Annotated in this window: 11 protein-coding genes and 1 other RNA gene; 11 read left to right on the top strand and 1 reads right to left on the bottom strand. The window is 66.6% G+C overall.

Translation table 11 applies throughout. The annotated features are described in order from the left end of the window. Nucleotides 1-227: 227 nt before the first annotated feature. The 5 genes from DK842_RS06625 to DK842_RS06605 all read left to right on the top strand — a co-directional run bounded on the left by DK842_RS06625 (nucleotide 228) and on the right by DK842_RS06605 (nucleotide 7,919). Entirely contained in the window at nucleotides 228-1,994 is a 1,767-nt protein-coding gene (locus DK842_RS06625; RefSeq protein WP_168194828.1) for an autotransporter assembly complex protein TamA, read from the top strand. Nucleotides 1,995-1,999: 5 nt separating this feature from the next. Then, nucleotides 2,000-5,815, top strand: a complete 3,816-nt coding sequence (locus DK842_RS06620; protein WP_114060753.1) for a translocation/assembly module TamB domain-containing protein — start codon at nucleotides 2,000-2,002, stop codon at nucleotides 5,813-5,815. 124 nt (nucleotides 5,816-5,939) lie between these two features. Continuing rightward, entirely contained in the window at nucleotides 5,940-6,362 is a 423-nt protein-coding gene (locus DK842_RS06615) for a MarR family winged helix-turn-helix transcriptional regulator (protein WP_232538615.1), read from the top strand. A 31-nt stretch (nucleotides 6,363-6,393) separates the two neighbouring features. Further along, complete coding sequence (locus DK842_RS06610; protein WP_114060751.1) at nucleotides 6,394-6,966, top strand: cysteine hydrolase family protein; 573 nt, start codon at nucleotides 6,394-6,396, stop codon at nucleotides 6,964-6,966. Beyond that, nucleotides 6,966-7,919 carry a hypothetical protein gene (locus DK842_RS06605; protein WP_114060750.1) on the top strand — a complete coding sequence of 318 codons (954 nt, stop codon included), beginning with the start codon at nucleotides 6,966-6,968 and terminating at the stop codon, nucleotides 7,917-7,919. Before DK842_RS06610 ends, DK842_RS06605 begins: the two co-directional genes overlap by 1 nt. Here DK842_RS06605 and DK842_RS06600 read toward each other — a convergent pair. Then, nucleotides 7,916-11,077 carry a bifunctional diguanylate cyclase/phosphodiesterase gene (locus tag DK842_RS06600; protein WP_114063648.1) on the bottom strand — a complete coding sequence of 1,054 codons (3,162 nt, stop codon included), beginning with the start codon at nucleotides 11,075-11,077 and terminating at the stop codon, nucleotides 7,916-7,918. The genes DK842_RS06605 and DK842_RS06600 overlap by 4 nt on opposite strands. A 105-nt stretch (nucleotides 11,078-11,182) precedes the next feature. On the opposite strand from DK842_RS06600, the gene rnpB reads away from it, so the two are divergent. From rnpB to galE, 6 genes are all read left to right on the top strand, one after another. Continuing rightward, nucleotides 11,183-11,642: RNase P RNA component class A (gene rnpB / locus DK842_RS06595), an RNA gene on the top strand. 132 nt (nucleotides 11,643-11,774) lie between these two features. Beyond that, nucleotides 11,775-12,833 (top strand): tRNA dihydrouridine synthase DusB, encoded by a 1,059-nt coding sequence (gene dusB / locus DK842_RS06590; RefSeq protein ID WP_114060749.1) that lies wholly within the window; start codon nucleotides 11,775-11,777, stop codon nucleotides 12,831-12,833. A 46-nt stretch (nucleotides 12,834-12,879) separates the two neighbouring features. Further along, nucleotides 12,880-13,116 carry a helix-turn-helix domain-containing protein gene (locus tag DK842_RS06585; RefSeq protein WP_011134100.1) on the top strand — a complete coding sequence of 79 codons (237 nt, stop codon included), beginning with the start codon at nucleotides 12,880-12,882 and terminating at the stop codon, nucleotides 13,114-13,116. A gap of 72 nt (nucleotides 13,117-13,188) precedes the next feature. After that, the gene (gene purH, locus DK842_RS06580; RefSeq protein ID WP_114060748.1) at nucleotides 13,189-14,766 is read left to right on the top strand and encodes a bifunctional phosphoribosylaminoimidazolecarboxamide formyltransferase/IMP cyclohydrolase; all 1,578 of its coding nucleotides are present in this window, start codon (nucleotides 13,189-13,191) and stop codon (nucleotides 14,764-14,766) included. Between the two features lie 161 nt (nucleotides 14,767-14,927). Further along, nucleotides 14,928-16,205: a phosphoribosylamine--glycine ligase gene (gene purD, locus DK842_RS06575; RefSeq protein ID WP_114060747.1), complete on the top strand. Its 1,278-nt coding sequence runs from the start codon at nucleotides 14,928-14,930 to the stop codon at nucleotides 16,203-16,205. 108 nt (nucleotides 16,206-16,313) lie between these two features. Then, nucleotides 16,314-17,321 carry a UDP-glucose 4-epimerase GalE gene (gene galE, locus DK842_RS06570; protein WP_114060746.1) on the top strand — a complete coding sequence of 336 codons (1,008 nt, stop codon included), beginning with the start codon at nucleotides 16,314-16,316 and terminating at the stop codon, nucleotides 17,319-17,321. Nucleotides 17,322-17,340 lie beyond the last annotated feature (19 nt).

The following is a 17,340-nucleotide window of genomic DNA, read 5'->3' as shown; positions in this document are numbered from 1 at the left end:
GATCGATTGGCGCATCCCGATGGTTTTTGGCAGGGCTGCGCGGCAGGCGTAGGGCCGAACGATATTCGCATGCGCCGGTTTGGCCGGTTTGATGCCTTGCGCATGGATAGGCGGAAGTGAACTTGAGCGGGGGGACATGGTCAGACATCCCTTGTTTGACAATCGTTTGCCGGTCGCCAGCCCCGCTGACTTCCGTTACCATGCGACATCCCCTTTTGAATCGAACCATGCCACGTTTTCCCTTCCTGCCGCCGCGCGCTTACGCCCCTTGCCGAGGGCTGATGCTGGCCGCCTGCCTGCTGGCGGCCCAGGCCCATGCCGGCGTTGAATACAGGGTGGAAATCGACGCGCCGTCCGACTTGGCGCAACTGCTGCGCGACAATCTGGAGCTGACGGAAAGCCAGAAAGACCCGGATGTGGACCTGGGATGGCTGGAGGCGCTGGTGAAGAGCACGCCGGACGAGGCGAAGAAGCTGCTGGAGACCGAGGGCTATTTCGGCGCCAAGGTGGACGCCTCGCTGGAGAGCGGCAACCGGGTGCGGGTCAAGGTCAGCCCCGGCGAGCCGGTGCTGATCGACGACGTCACTATCCGGCTGGACGGCGACATACGACAGCAGGGCGATTACCAGCAGCGGCTGGCCCAGGTGCTGGAGGCGTGGACGCTGCCGATGGGCGCGCCCTATCGCCAATCGGACTGGGACGCGGGCAAGCGCGCGGTGCTGCGCAGAATCCAGGCGGATCGCTTCCCCAGGGCGCGCATCGTGTCCAGCGAGGCCAGGATAGACCCCGCCACCCGGCTCGCCACGCTGGAAGTGAAGCTGGACAGTGGCCCGGCCATCGGTTTTGGCAAGATCACCGTCAACGGCATGAAGCGCTACCCGCAGAAGGTGGCGTTGGGCATGGCGGACTTCAATCCCGGCTCGCCGTTCACCCAGGACAAGTTGTTGGCGTATCAGTCCGCGCTGGAGCAGGATCCGCATTTTTCGTCGGTGATCGTCAGTGCCGATTTCGACCATATCGCCGACAACCGCGTGCCGGTGACGGTGGACGTGGTGGAAATGCCGCGCCAGAAAGTGGAGCTGGGCCTGACCTACGACTCCGAGGAAGGCCCCGGCGTGCGGGTCGGCTACGACCACTACAATATTTTCCGCCGCGGCTACACCGGCTCGCTGCTGCTGGACTGGAAGCGGAACCAGCAGGCGGTGAGTTTCGGCCTGGGGTTCCCGCGCCAGTCGGACGGCTATTCCCACTCGGTGACCAGCGCGTTCAAGTCCGAAACGGTGCAAGGTCTGAAGACCGACAGCGTGGATGCCGGCGTGTGGCGGATACGCAGCCGCGGCAATATCGAGGCGCGGATGGGGGTGGAGTTCCTGAAGGAAAGCTCCGAAGCCGGCGGCGTGCTGAGCAGCGACACCCATGTCACCCAGCTGGTGTACGGCTGGACCCAACGCGCTGTGGACGATCCGATGCGGCCGCGCAGCGGCTATCTGCTGGATGGCAGGCTGTCCGGCTCGCTGGGGCAGTTCGGCTCCACCACTTCGCTGGTGCGCGCCTACGGCCGCGCCGTCGGCTATTGGTCGCCTTTCCCCAAATACGGCACCCTGGTCACCCGGTTGGAAGTGGGCCAGGTGTGGGCGGGAGACGGCGCCCAGGTGCCGTCCACGCTGCTGTTTCGCGCCGGCGGCGCCAACAGCGTGCGCGGCTATGAATACCAGAGCCTGGGCCTGTCCGGCCCGAACGGGTCGGTGCTGGGTGGCCGGGTGGTGGCCTCCGGCAGCCTCGAATACCAGATTCCGATCAAGCCGGACTGGTATCTGGCGCTGTTCACCGACGCCGGCAACGCCGGCGACAGCTGGAAGGGCTTCCAGCCCGAGCACGCCAATGGCGTCGGCGTGCGCTGGATGAGCCCGGTGGCGCCGCTGTCTTTCGATATCGCCAAGGCCGAGCGCGACGGCAAGATCCGTTGGAACCTCAGCCTGGGCCTGGCCTTCTGATTCCCATGAGCGACAAGCACATTCCCATGAACGAGGCGCCGGAGCAGGCGCCCACTCCCCCGCGCCGGCCGCGCCGCTGGCGCGTTTTCTTCGGCGCGCTGGCGCTGTTTTTCGCGCTGCTGCTGGCCGCGCTGGGCTGGCTCAGCGCCAGCCCGGCCGGCTTCGCCTGGGCGCTGCACGGCGCCGGCCGCCTCAGCGGCGGCCTGTTCAGCGTCGGCGCGGTAGAGGGCTCGCTGTGGCAAGGCTTCGCCTTGCGCGACGTCCGGGTCCGCAGCGCCGGCGACGACGTGGACATCGAATCGTTGAAGCTGGATTGGCAGCCGGCGGCGCTGTGGCGCGGCAAGCTGGACATCGACCGGCTGGCGCTGGGCCATGTGCGGGTGCTGAGCCGGCCCAAGCCCGAGGAGAAGCCGACGCCGCTGGAGGCGCCGCGTTCGCTGGCCCTGCCGCTCCAGGTGCGGGTGGGCGAGCTGTCGCTGGCCAGCCTGACGCTGGAGCCGGCCCAGCTCAATGTGTACCGGCTGCAAGCCGGCTATGACTACGACGGCGGGCACCATCGGTTGCAGCTGCGGCGGCTGGAGACGCCATGGGGCGGCGTCGACGCAGGCCTGGAGCTGGCGTCGGCGTCGCCGTTCGCGCTGTCCGGCCAGTTGGCCGCTCATGGCGAACTGGAGCAGGTGGCGGTACGGGCCAGGCTGAAGCTGTCAGGCGATCTGCTCAAGCCGGCCTTCAGCGGCCAGATGGACGGCAAGGGGCTCAGCGTGGAGCTGTCCGGCGCCGCGCGTCCGTTCGACGCCAATCCGTTCAACCGGCTGGCGCGGCTGGATGCCCGGGTCGGCAACATCAATCCGCAGGCCATCCTGCCGTCCTGGCCGAAGGGCAGGCTCAGCTTCGCGGTGTTCGCCGAGCCGGACGCCGGCCAGCGGGTCAAGGGCGGGCTGACCCTGATCAACACCGAGCCCGGCGCGCTGTCGGCGCACAAGCTGCCGCTATCGCTGCTGGTGGGGCAGTTCCGAGCCGACGACAAGGCGCTGGAGCTGTACGACAGCCATGCCGAAGCGGCCGGCGGGCGGGTGGATCTGTCCGGCGAAGTCAAGCCGGGCGCGATCAAGCTGGCGGCTGACCTGCGCGGGGTGGCTTTGCGCCAGTTGCATGAGGCCGCGCCGGATGAGGCGATAGGCGGCAGGATCTCCGTTGAGGGCGCGCCGAGCTCGCCGCGCGTCGCCGCGCAACTGAAGGGCCGGCAACTGAGCGCCGACGCGCTGCTGGAGTTGGCCGAGGGCAAGCAGCAGGCCTTGCTGCTGAAAAAGCTGGAGCTGGGCACCGGCGGCGGCGCGATCAGCGTCAACGGCAAGCTGGGCCTGTCCGGCCGCCAGCTGTTCGAATTGAACGGCACGCTGACCCGCGCCGATCCGTCCAGGCTGCAGCCCAGCCTGCCCAAGGGCGACCTGAACGCCACCCTGAAAATGGCCGGCCAATTGGCCGAGCCGCTGGAAGTGGGCGCCAAGCTGCAATTCGCGCCCAGCCGGCTGTCCGGCGCGCCGCTGTCCGGCAGCGCCAACGTGTTGTTGGATCAGCGCCGTTTGAAGCAACTGCTGATGGACATCCGCCTGGCGGACAACCGGCTGCAGGCCAATGGCAGCTACGGGGTCGCCGGCGACAAGCTGAAGCTGGCGATCAACGCGCCGAATCTGTCGCTGCTGGGGCCAGGCTTCGCCGGCACCATCCAGGGCCAGGGCGAGCTGGCGGGCGTGCCCAAGGCGCCGCTGCTCAATGCCAAGCTGCAGGCCGACAAGCTCAAGCTGCCGGGCGGCGTGGCGCTGCAGTCGCTGCAATTCGCCGGCAACATCAAGGCCGATCAATCCAGCCCCTTCCAGCTCAGCCTGGACGTGGCGGCGCTGCAGGCCGGCGGCGTGCGCGCCGAACAGCTGCGCGCCCGCGCGTCCGGCACCCGCGCCCGCCACGGTTTGCAGCTGGATGGCCGCTTCCGCGTCGACGAACTCAATTACGGGCTGGCGCTGGCGGCCAGCGGCGGGTTGACCGATGCCGGCGGTTGGCAAGGCAGCGTGCAGAAACTGGACCTGAGCGGCAAGCCGGGGCTCAGCCTGCAGGCCCCGGCCGCGCTGCAGCTAGGCGCGGACGGCATGGTGAAGCTGGGCGCGGCCCGGCTGGCCTTGCTGGGCGGCAGCCTGAGTCTGGCGGACTTCACCCGCCAGGCCAATGGCGCGCTCAGCAGCCACGGCAACGCGCGCGGCATCCGGCTGGCCGAGCTGGGACCGTTGCTGAAGCTGCCGGTGGAACACAACCTGCAATTCGACGCCGACTGGGGGCTGTCGCCGTCCGGCCAGGGGCAACTGGCGCTGTGGCGCAGCGGCGGCGACGCGCTGCTGCCGCAGAGCAAGGGCCGGCCGGTGCCGCTGGGCTTGAAGGCCGCGCGGGTGGACCTGGACCTGGATGGCCGCCGGCTGGCGTTCAAGCTCAACCTGGACAGCCGCTTCGCCCAGGCGCAGGGCCAGGGCAGCCTGCCGTGGAACGGCGGCCATATCGACGGCCGCACGCCCGTGTCCGGCACGCTGCGCGCCAGCCTGCCGGCCTTGTCCACGCTGGCTGAATTGTCCGGCCCGGGCTTGGAGCTGGGCGGCCAGCTGCATGCCAGCCTTGATCTGAGCGGCCCGTTGGCGGCGCCGCAGGCGCTGGGCCAGATTCGCGGCGAGCAACTGAAGTTCGCCGACCGCCGCACCGGCGTCGCGTTGGGCGACGGCACGCTGCAAGCCCGCATCGACGGCCGCAGGCTGACGCTGCAGCAACTGCGCTTCGTCAGCGGCAAAGGCGATGTCACCGCCAGCGGCTCGCTGGACCTCAGCGACGATTTGCCGGATGCGCGGATCAAGGTGGCGCTGCAAAGCTTCAGCGTATTCGACCGGCCGGGACGCCGGCTGGTGGTGTCTGGCCAGAGCGAGCTGGCCTTCGTCGGCGGCAAGTTGTCCTTGGTCGGCCGAATCCGGGCCGATCAGGGCCGCATCGGCCTGCCCAAGCTGGGCGCGCCCGATTTGAGTGGCGATGTGGTGGTGGTGGGGCGGCAGCCGCCCGAGCCTTCGGCCTTCGCCAGCATGCCGCTGACGGTGGCGTTGGATCTGGATTTGGGCGACCGCTTCCGCTTCACCGGCCAGGGTCTGGACGTGGAGCTGTCCGGTCTGGTGCATGTCAGCGCCAATCCGGGCGAAGCGCCGGCGGCGCGAGGCCAGGTCCGGGTGGTCAAGGGGCGTTACAAGGCCTATGGGCAGGATCTGGACATCGCCTTCGGCGTGATCACCTTTAACGGACCTCTGGACAATCCCCTGCTCAACGTTCAAGCCAAACGCCGGCTGTCGCCGGTGGGCGCGGGCGTCGAGGTCAGCGGTTCGGTGGCGGCCCCGAAAGTGAGGCTGACCAGCGACGAGCCGATGGCGGAAAAGGACAGGCTGGCCTGGCTGGTGTTGGGCCGGGCCGCTAGCGGCGACCGCGACAACAACGACCTGGCCGCCTCGGCCGGCATGATGCTGGCCGGCTCGATCAACGACCACATCGGCCTGTTCGACGACCTGGGCGTGTCCAGCCGCAAGGAAAAGACGCTGTCCAACGGCACGGTCAGCCCGGCCGAACAGGTGGTGACGGTGGGCCGCCAGTTGACGCGCGAGCTTTACCTGGGCTACGAGTACGGCATCAGCAGCGCCGACCAGGCAGTGAAGCTGGCCTATCAGCTGTCAAAGGGCTGGTCGGTGATTCTGCGCGCCGGCACCGCGATGTCGGCGGAGTCGCGCTACACGCTGCGGTTCGATTAGATGCCGTTCGAGGTGATGGAAGAAAAGCCCGGCTCATCGCCGGGCTTTTTTGATCCATGCGAGAAAAATTGCTATATTTGCATAGCTATATAATAATAGATAAATGGAAAGAAATAATCCGAATATGAAAGAAGCGACTCGTTTGCGTCAGCAACTGATGGCCATGACGCGCCGGCTGCGCAGCCAGGGCAGCAAGGACACGTTGTCTTTCGGGCTGTTGACGGTGCTGGGCGCGATCGACCGCGCCGGCGGCGACATCACGCCGACCGAGTTGGCGCGCCGCGAGAGCCTGCGCTCGTCCAACCTGGCCAGCGCGCTGCGCGAACTGGACGCTTCCGGCCTGATCCGCCGCACTCAGGACCCGGACGACGGCCGCCGGGTGCGGGTCGGGCTGTCCGAAGCGGGCGCGGCCGCGCTGCGGCGCAACCGCCAACTGCGCGACGGCTGGCTGCAGCGGTCGTTGCAAGGGCTGAGCGCCGAGGAGCGGGAACTGCTGCGGCGGGCAGGCGAGTTGCTGGAGCGGCTCGCCGCAGCAGATGAGGACTGATTTTCATTAGATAGACGAGCAAGGAGCACGCATGAAAACCGCATTGCTGACGCTGGACTACATCATCGACATCATGCATCCGCAAGGCCGGGTGGCGCGTTGCGCCGGCCACGCCGCCGAGCGCGCCGTGATCGCCGAGGCCAACCGCGCGATCGCGCTGGCGCGCGCGCGCGGCTGGCCGGTGATTCATGTCAAGGTTGGCTTTTCGTCGTCCTATGTGGAAATGCCGCAGGGATCGGCCATGTTCAGCCGCGCGCAAGAGTTGCAGGCGTTGAATCTGCAGGGTGACGGCACCGCCTTCCATCCTGAGCTGGACGTGCGTCCGGAGGACGCGATAGTCGCCAAGCATCGGGTCAGCCCCTTCTACGCCACCGGCCTGGAAGCAGTATTGCGCGCGCAGCGCATCGAGCGGCTGGTGGTGGCCGGCGTCAGCAGCACCTGGGCGGTGCAGGCCGCCGCGCGCGACGCGCACGACCGCGACTACCGCGTGCTGGTGCTGGAGCCCGCCTGCGCGGCGGCCAGCGAGGAGGAGCACCAGATGTCGATGCGGCAACTGGCTACCATCGCCGGCATCGTCACGCAGGAGCAGTTGGAGGCGTTGTGATGGCATCGATCGCGCGCGCGCTGGGCCGGCATTTCAATGGTTACCTGGCTGCCCGCGTCACGATGCTGCTGGCGCCGTTTCTGGCTGCCGGTCTGGCGACGGAGGACGCGCGCTGGCTGAGCGGCGGCATGCTGGCGGCGTGCTGCCTGATCGCGATGGAGAAAGGCCGGCTCAGCGGGCGGGCAGGCTTGGCGCAGGCGTCGCTGGCGGTGTTAGGCAGCGCGTTGCTGGCCTGGCTGTGGAAATGGCCGGCGGGGTTCGCGCTGGCTTGCGCGCTGGCGGCGGAATGGTCGTGCCGGCTTGGCGGCCGCCGCGCCGCTTGGCGCTCGGCCGCCAATTTCACTCTCATCCCGGCCTTGTATCTGGGTTATGAAATGGCCGAGCGCGGCGCATCGGTTGGACGCGAGCTGCCTTGGCTGGCCGGCGGCGCGCTGGCGGCTTGGGCGCTGCACGCGCTGGCGGGGCGGCGCGATGGCGCGGAGGCGAGGCCCGGCGGCAGGCCTGCGTTCGGCGTGGCTTTCGCCTGCGTCGGCCTGTTGGCGTGGCTGGCGGCAGCCAATCGTTTGCCTTACGGTCAATGGCTGGTGTGGTCCGGCGCCAGCGTTTGCGTCGGCGGCTGGGCCGCGGCGCGGGACAAGAGCTGGCAACGCGTCAGCGCGGCCCTGATCGGCGCGCCGTGCGGCATGGCGCTGGCGGGGCTGCTGAGCGGCGGTTTTGCGCAGGCGACGGCGTTGGGCGCGGCTGGCATATTGAGCTTGGCGCTGTTCCGCGCCTATCGCCCCGCCTTCGCCGCCCGCAGCGCGCTGGCGGCCGCGCACCTGACGCTGCTGGGTGGCTTGGGACTGGCTCGGGTGCTGGATGTCGCCGCCGCCGCCGCGCTGGTATTGCTGGTGCTGTCCGTCGGCGGCTGGCTTGCGGACGGACGGGATGTCGCCGGCGGTAGCCGGCGCTAAACCGCCTCCAGAGGCTTGTGCTGCTGTTCCAGCCGCCGGGTCATCATTTCCTCGGCCAAGGGGCTGCCCAGCAGGTAACCTTGCATCGCCTCGCAGCCCAGCGTCTGGAGGAAGCGCTGCTGGTTTTCGTTTTCGACGCCCTCCGCCAGCGTTTCCATGCCCAAGGCGCAGGCCAGGTGGACGATGGCGCTGACGATGGCGGCGTTCTCCTCGTCGCCGGGCAGATCGCTGATGAAGGAGCGGTCTATCTTCACCACGTCCGGCGCGAAGCGCTTCAGGTAGGCGAGGCTGGAGTAGCCGGTGCCGAAATCGTCTATCGCCAGCCGCACGCCCATCGCCTTGATTACCGCCAGCTGGCGCGAGGCCAGGTCGGCGTCCGCCATCAGCGTGCTTTCCGTCACTTCCAGCTCCAGGCAATGGCCGGGCAGCGCGTGCCGCTGCAGCGCCTCGCGCACGTCGTCGATGAAGTCGTGCCGCATCAACTGGTGAGCGGACACGTTGACTGCCACCCGCATCGGGGCCAGGCCGGCGCGCAGCCACAGGCTGGCCTGGCGGCAGGCCTGGTCCAGCACCCAGCGGCCCAGGGGCACGATCAGGCCGGTGTCCTCGGCCACCGGGATGAAGCGGCCGGGCATGATCAGGCCCTCGTCCGGATCGCGCCAGCGCAGCAGCGCCTCGCAGCCCAGCAGCCGCTGGCCGGCCATGTCGTATTGCGGCTGGTAGACCAGGTATAGCTGTTCGCGCTCCATCGCCCGCCGCAGCCGGTTTTCCATCAGCAGTCGTTCGGCCACCTGTGTGTTCATCTCGCGGGTATAGAAGCGGAAAGTGTTCCGGCCATGGGCCTTGGCGTGGTACATCGCCAGGTCGGCGTTCATCAGCAGGGTCTGGATGTCGCTGCCGTCATCCGGCATCAGGCTGATGCCTATGCTGCAGCCGACCACCAGCGAGTGCTCGCCGATCTGGAAGGGCTGCTGGATGGTGCGCAGGATGCGTTCGGCGATCTGCGCGGCTTCGCCGGGCTGGTTGATCGCCGGCAGGATCAGCACGAACTCGTCGCCGCCGGTGCGGCCCACGGTGTCCAGGCCGCGCACCGCGCCGGCCAGCCGACGGGCCACTTCCTTCAATAGTTCGTCGCCGGCGCAGTGTCCCAGCGTGTCGTTGATGTTCTTGAAGTGGTCGAGATCGACGAACAACACCGCCAGTTGGCTATGCTGCAGCTCGGCCTGGCGGATCGCCTGGTGCAGGCGGTCGTTGACCAGCACCCGGTTGGGCAGGTCTGTCAGCGCGTCGTATTCGGCCATGTGCTGAACCCGCGCCTCTTGCTCCTTGCGCTCGGAAATGTCGGTGAACAGCGCGACGAAGTGGCTGACCTCGCCGCGCGCGTCTAGCAGCACGCTGATGTTGACCCAGCAAGGGAAGTGCTCGCCGCTCTTGCGCTGGTTCCAGATTTCGCCCGACCATTGGCCGCGTTGCTGCAGCGTCTGCCACATTTGCTGGAAGAAGGCCGGCTCGTGGCGCTCGGAGAATAGCAGCGACGGTTTCTGGCCGCGGACTTCGGCCTCGTCGTAGCCGGTGATGAGGGTGAAGGCGCGGTTGACGGTGAGGATGCGGTTGTCCGGGTTGGACACCAGGATGGCCTCGTTGCTGGATTCGAACACCCGGGCGGCCAGGCGGAGTTGGCGCTCGGCCTGGCGGCGGGCGCTGATGTCGCGCGCGGTGGCGCACAGATAGACGTCGCCTTGGTAGCCGAGCTGATTGATGGTGACTTCCAGATAGCGTTCGCCGGCCTCCGCGCCGTTCTGGATTTCGAAGGTCAGCGGATAATCGCCGGGCGGGTGGCGGAACAGCGCGTCGACCAGCTCCGGAGCCTGCCTCAGCGCCTGGTTGCAGTACACCACCTCGCCCAGGCTGTTGCGCAGCGCCACCAGCTCGGTGGCGTTGTCGATCATGAAGTGGCTGAGCCGCAATTGCCGCGCTTGCTCTTTCAGCGACAGGTGGCTTTGCGCCAGGTCTTGCTGATAGCGGCGCACCAGCGCGCCCATCCAGCGCACGAAATACCAGGACAGCAGGCCGGCGCACAGCATGGCGACCAGGGTCATGGCCAGCGTGGCCAGGATGCGTTCGGCCAGCCTGCCTTTCAGCCGCTGCGCGGCGCGCAGGCTGTCGTCGCGTATGGTCTGCACCTTGACGCTGGTGACCAGGGTCCAGTCCCAGCCTGGCAGCTGGCGGGCGTAGGCGAGGTAGTTGTCGGCGGCCTGGCCGGAATCATCCAGCTGGCTGTACTCGACGAAGCCGCCGCGTTTCGCCATTTGGGTCAGTTGTTCGGCGCGGGCACGTTCGGCGGCGGGCAATTTGCGGTAAGGCTTGCCCACCAGCGCCGGCCGGGTGGGGTAGAACCGGATGATGCCCTGGCGATCTATGATCATCAGCTCGCCGCCGGTTTGGCTGGCTCGCATCCGCGCCAGCGTGTCCAGGCCCTGCTGCTGCAGCGCTGCCTCGACATTGCTGATGTATTCGCCGCTGCCTATCAGCCAGCCGTAGCGGGGAAAGCGGCGGGCGTAGGTGATCTTGTCGTCCATGCGGCCGGCGCCGGGCAGATACCAGCGATAGGCGGAGAAGCCGCGGCCGGAGGCGTTGTCCACCGACTCGATCAGCCCTTTCATGATGTAGCGGCCATGGTCGTCGCGGTTGTCCAGCAGCGAGCGGCCTTCGCGTTCGGGCGCGGTGGGCAGCAGCACGCAGCGGCCGTCCAGGGTGTCGATGAAGAAATAGCCGCGGCCATCGAAATAGCGCAGCGGGCGCAACGCCTCGACGATCAGCTTTCGCACCTGCGCCGGGCTCTGGCGCGCGTGCTCGCGGCGCCAGATGGCGTCGGCCAGCTTCCAGGCCTGATCCACTTGCTCGCGCAGTTGGTGGCGCATGGTGTCGTTGGTGCGTTCGCGCAGCGCCGACAGCAGCAACGCGGCGTGGTCGGCGTAGGCTTGCAGGCCGTCGCGCGCGCGCGCGTCCGCCTCCTGCTCAATGTTCTGTCGTCCGGATTGGAAGTCGTGCCAGCTCATCATCAGGAAGTAGCTGGCCAGGGTCAGCGCCAGCGCGAACACGATGGCCAGAGTGCCGAACAGCTGCAGACGCGACAGCCGGGCTGGATTCCACTCCATCACGATCTCGGGCTTCGAAAAGGGATGGTCAGTATACGGGATTATCCTGAATGTCATGAAAAATTGTCAGGCGGCGCAATTCAAATTCCGTTAAAATCGCGCCCGGGAGTTGGCCAGGCAATCGCCGCGTCCGCAAGGACGGGGAGGAAAGTCCGGGCTCCGCAGAGCAGGATGCCGGCTAACGGCCGGGCGCCGCGAGGCGACGGAAAGTGGAACAGAGAGCTGAACCGCCGATGGCCGGACTTGTCGACCGCAAGGGCGACTAAGTCTTTTTCCGGGGCTTGCCCCGGAAAAACCCGCAAGGGCGGATCAGGCAAGGGTGAAAAGGTGTACCGGGAGGCGCAAGCCGGCCTGGACGGGCGGGGTAACCCGCTCGCGGTAAGAGCGCACCGCGGACGTGGCGACACGGACGGCAGGCTAAACCCCATCCGGAGCAAGACCAAATAGGGGGACGCCAACGTGGCTCGCGTTGTCCCCGGGTAGGTTGCTTGAGCCTGTCGGCAACGGCAGGCCTAGAGGAATGATTGTCCAACGACAGAACCCGGCTTATCGGCCGACTCCCACCCCATTCCCGATAGGGCCGCGATTACTCGCGGCTATCGCCTCTGCTTAAAAAATAAGCAAAAATTTTTCCCGTCCGACGCAAATCGCTATACAATACCGACCCTTCCCAGTCATTACCCGTAATTTATTCGTCATGCAGATAGGACCGTACCAACTGAAAAACCGGCTGATCGTGGCGCCGATGGCCGGGGTGACGGACAGGCCCTTCCGCATGCTGTGCAAGCGGCTGGGTGCGGGAATGGCGGTGTCGGAGATGATCACCGCCAACAAGGCCTTGTGGACCACGCCCAAGACGCTGCGCCGCGCCAACCACGAAGGCGAGGTTGAGCCCATCGTGGTGCAGATCGCCGGCGGCGAGCCGCAAATGCTGGCCGACGCGGCCCGGCTCAACGTGGAGCATGGCGCGCAGATCATCGACATCAACATGGGCTGTCCGGCGAAGAAAGTATGCAATGTGGCGGCCGGTTCGGCGCTGCTGCGCGATCTGGACAACGTCGGCCGCATCCTGGAAGCGGTGGTCAAGGCGGTGGATGTCCCGGTGACGCTGAAAACGCGCACCGGCTGGAGCCGCGAAGTGAAGACCGCGCTGGCGGTGGCTAAAATGGCCGAGGAAGCCGGTATCGCGGCGCTGGCCTTGCACGGGCGCACCCGTGAAGACATGTACCGCGGCGACGCGGAGTACGACACGATACGCGAGGTGAAGCGCGCGATTTCGATTCCGGTGTTCGCCAACGGCGACATCGATTCGCCGGCCAAGGCCAAGCAGGTGCTGGACTACACCGGCGCCGACGCGATCATGATAGGCCGCGCTGCGCAGGGCCGGCCGTGGATCTTCCGCGAGATCCAGCATTATCTGGACACTGGCGAGACGCTGCCGCCGCCGACCGTGGGCGAGATCCGCGAGCTGATGCTGGGCCATCTGGACGAGCTGTACGGCTTTTACGGCGAATACTCGGGCTGCCGCATCGCGCGCAAGCACATCGCCTGGTACACCAAGGGCCTGGTTGGCGGCAACGCCTTCCGCCAGCAGATGTATCAGTTGGAAAGCACCGATCAGCAGCGACTGGCGGTGGATCAGTATTTCTCCCGACTTGGCGAGGCAGGCGATCGTCTAAGCTATGTAGTCGAGGATGAGGACAAGTTGGACCGCGACGGCGGGACCGTGGCGGAGGGCGAGGCACGCTGCGCTTGAGCGCGCGGCCTCATGGGGACCCCTGGATCTGGATAGCAATAACAATATGCAAAACAACGATCACATTTCGCAGTCGGTGAGGCTGGCGATGGAACAGTATTTTCGCGATCTGGACGGCGAGGCGCCGTCCGCCATCTACGACATGGTGCTCGCCTGCGTGGAAAAGCCGCTATTGGAGGTGGTGCTGATACACACCCAAGGCAACCAGACGCGAGCGGCGGAGTTGCTGGGCTTGAACCGCAACACCCTCCGCAAAAAGATGAAGTCGTATGATTTGATTTGAAGATAACCGGCCATACCGTAACAGGATGGCCGGTTTTTTTGTGTTTATCCATAGCCAAAGCGGTAGAGAAACATGACCAAGATCGAACGAGCGCTGATCAGCGTGTCCGACAAGAGCGGCGTGCTGGAATTCGCCAGGGAACTGTCCGCCCTGGGCGTGCACATCCTGTCCACCGGCGGCACCGCCAAGCTGTTGCAGGACGCGGGCCTGGCAGTGACCGAGGTGTCCGACTACACCGGCTTCCCGGAAATGCTGGACGGTCGCGTCAAGACGCTGCATCCGAAGGTGCATGGCGGCATCCTGGGCCGCCGCGACCTGCCCGAGCACGTATCCACCATGGCCGAGCACGGCATCGGCAACATCGACCTGGTCTGCGTCAACCTCTACCCGTTCGAGTCCACCATCGCCAATCCGGATTGTTCGCTGGAGGACGCGATCGAAAACATCGACATCGGCGGCCCGACCATGGTGCGCTCCGCCGCCAAGAACTGGGCCCACGTCGCCATCGTCACCGACAGCGGAGACTACCCGGCGCTGGCGGCAGAATTGAAGGCCAACGACGGCCGGCTTGCCAAGGCCACCCGCTTCGAGCTGGCCAAGAAAGCTTTCACCCACACCGCCGCCTACGACGGCGCGATCTCCAACTACCTGACCAGCCTGGCCGACGGCGTGGTGGCGGGCAAGCCGGAGCGCGTGGCCTTCCCGAACCGCCTGAACGCCCAGTTCATCAAGGTGCAGGACATGCGCTACGGCGAGAACCCGCACCAAGCCGCCGCCTTCTACCGCGATCTGGACCCGGCCGCCGGCAGCATCGCCCACTACCAGCAGCTGCAGGGCAAGGAGCTGTCCTACAACAATATCGCCGACGCCGACGCCGCCTGGGAAGCGGTGAAGACCTTCGAGCAAACAGCCTGCGTCATCGTCAAGCACGCCAATCCGTGCGGCGTGGCCGTCGGCCCGGACACGCTGTCCGCGTACAAGCTGGCCTTCGCCACCGACACCACCAGCGCCTTCGGCGGCATCATCGCTTTCAACCGCCCGGTGGACGCGGCGACGGTGGAGGCCGTGACCGGCCAGTTTCTGGAGGTGCTGATCGCGCCGTCCTTCACCGAGGAGGCCAAGGCCATCATCGCCGCCAAGAAGAACGTGCGCGTGCTGGAGATCCCGCTGCAGGCCGGCGCCAACCGCTTCGAGCTGAAGCGCGTGGGCGGTGGCGTGCTGGTGCAGACGCCGGACATCCGCAACGTGGGCCTGGACGAGCTGCGCGTGGTCAGCAAGCGCCAGCCGACGGCGCAGGAAATGTCGGACCTGCTGTTCGCCTGGCGCGTGGCCAAGTTCGTCAAGTCCAACGCCATCGTGTTCTGCAAGGATGGCCAGACCGCCGGCATCGGCGCCGGCCAGATGAGCCGGGTGGATTCCACCCGCATCGCCGCGCGCAAGGCGCAGGACGCCGGCTTGAGCCTGGCCGGCGCGGTGGCGGCGTCTGACGCCTTCTTCCCGTTCCGCGACGGCATCGACGTCATCGCCGAGCAGGGCATCAAGGCCATCATCCAGCCGGGCGGCTCCATGCGCGACGAAGAAGTGTTCGCCGCCGCCGACGAGCACGGCATCGCGCTGGTGTTGACCGGCGTGCGCCATTTCCGTCATTGATGCAGTATTTGATTCGGCGCGCGGGCGAATGACGCCCGCGCGCCGACACCTTTCCCCTTGAGGGGGGAGGGGCCGGGAAGAGGGGCGGTTTTGCCCGTCTTCGACGATAATCATTGCAGACGAAACGCCCCGCGGGGCGCTTCGCGTAACGGAAGAAAACCATGAAAGTTCTCGTGATCGGCTCCGGCGGCCGCGAGCACGCGCTGGCCTGGCGCATCGGCAAGTCCAAACGCGTGTCCAAGGTGTTTGTCGCGCCGGGCAACGCCGGCACCGCGCAGGACGCGAACCTGACCAATATCCCGGCCAACGGCGTGGCCGAGTGGCTGGCCTTCGCCAAGGAAGAGAAGATCGACCTGACCGTGGTCGGCCCGGAGGCGCCGCTGGCCGCCGGCGTGGTGGACGCCTTCCGCAATGAGGGGCTGAAGGTGTTCGGCCCGACGCAGTACTGCGCGCAGCTGGAAAGCTCCAAGGACTTCGCCAAGGCCTTCATGCAGCGCCACGGCATTCCCACCGCGGACTACCAGACCTTCACCGACGCCGCCGCCGCGCGCGCCTATGTGGACGGCAAGGGCGCGCCCATCGTGATCAAGGCAGACGGCCTGGCCGCAGGCAAGGGCGTGGTGGTGGCGATGACGCTGGACGAGGCGCACGCGGCCATCGACGACATGCTGCTGGGCAACAAGATGGGCGATGCCGGCAGCCGGGTGGTGATCGAGGACTTCCTGGCCGGCGAGGAAGCCAGCTTCATCGTGATGGTGGACGGCGAGCACGTGCTGCCGATGGCCACCAGCCAGGACCACAAGCGGTTGCTGGACCACGACCAGGGGCCGAACACCGGCGGCATGGGCGCCTACAGCCCGGCGCCGGTGGTGACGCCGGCGGTGCATAACCGCGTGATGCGCGAAATCATCCAGCCGGTGGTGCAGGGCATGAAGAAGGACGGCCACGCCTACACCGGCTTCCTGTACGCCGGGCTGATGATAGACGAGGCCGGCCATCCCAAGGTGATCGAGTTCAACTGCCGCTTCGGCGACCCGGAAACCCAGCCCATCATGGCGCGGCTGAAAACCGACTTCACCGAGCTGCTGGACGCCGGCGTCAACGGCAAACTGGACAAAGTGGAAGCCGAGTGGGACCGCCGCGTTGCCTTGGGCGTGGTGCTGGCCGCCGCCGGCTACCCGGATGCGCCGCGCAAGGGCGACGCCATCCACGGCATCCCGGCCGAGAGCGAGGACGGCATCGTGTTCCATGCCGGGACCGCGTTCGACGAGCAGCATCAGCTGCGCGCCAGCGGCGGCCGCGTGCTGTGCGCGGTGGGCCTGGGCGACAGCGTCAAGATGGCGCAGGGCAAGGCCTACCAATTGGCCGACGCGATCGAGTTCGCCGGCAAGCAATACCGCCGCGACATCGGCGCGCGGGCGATCGGGCGCAAGCACTGATCGCTTGGCCCGGCAATGAAACAGCGTCCATCCGGACGCTGTTTTGCTTTGGACAGGGCTCTTTATCTTTCCCTACAATGGTGGCGCGCTCAAAAAAAATAGGAAGAAATGATGATCTTGGTGACTGGCGGCGCCGGCTATATCGGCAGCCATACTTGCGTTAAATTGTTGGAGACCGGCCATGAGCTGGTGGTGTTGGACAATCTTTGCAATAGCAAGGAAGAAGCGCTGAGGCGAGTGCAGGCGTTAGCCGGCAAGCCGCTGACTTTCATCCATGGCGACATCCGCGATGAGGCGGCGCTGAATGAAGCGTTCCGCCATCCCATCGACGCGGTGATCCATTTCGCGGGTTTGAAGGCCGTAGGCGAATCGGTGGCCAAACCGCTGGAGTATTACGAGAACAATGTCAGCGGCACGCTGGCGCTGCTGCGCGCGATGAAGCGCCATGGCGTGAACCGGCTGGTGTTCAGCTCCTCCGCCACCGTTTACGGCAATCCGGCCAGCACGCCGATCACCGAGGATTTTCCGTTGTCGGCGACCAATCCCTACGGCCGCAGCAAGCTGATCGTCGAGGACATGCTGCGCGATTTCGCCAAGGCGGAGCCGGAATGGCGGATCGCGCTGCTGCGTTATTTCAATCCGATCGGCGCGCACGAGAGCGGCGATATCGGCGAAGACCCGAACGGCATCCCGAATAATCTGATGCCTTTCATCACCCAGGTCGCCAGCGGCAAGCAAGCTTGCCTGAAGGTGTTCGGCAATGATTATCCCACTCATGACGGCACCGGCGTGCGCGACTACATCCATGTGGTGGACCTTGCCGTCGGCCATGTGAAGGCTGTGCAGGCATTACACAGGCAGCCGGGATTGTTGACGGCGAACCTGGGCACGGGCAAGGGATACTCGGTGCTCGACATGGTGAAGACTTTCGAGCGCGTCAATGAAGTGGCCGTACCGCACGAGATCGTCGCGCGCCGCCCGGGCGATATCGCCGAGTGCTGGGCCAACCCAGCCGCCGCCGAGCATTTGCTGGGTTGGAGGGCTGAAAAGGGTCTGGAAGAAATGTGCCGCGATAGCTGGCGCTGGCAGAGCCGGAATCCGGTGGGTTTTCCATAAATGAAAATGGTCCGGCATT

Origin of the sequence: Chromobacterium phragmitis, from assembly GCF_003325475.1 — a bacterium.
GTDB classification, from domain to species: Bacteria; Pseudomonadota; Gammaproteobacteria; order Burkholderiales; family Chromobacteriaceae; genus Chromobacterium; species Chromobacterium phragmitis.
The sequence above is the reverse complement of the archived record's forward strand: the minus strand, read 5'-3'. Positions and strand labels throughout refer to the sequence as shown.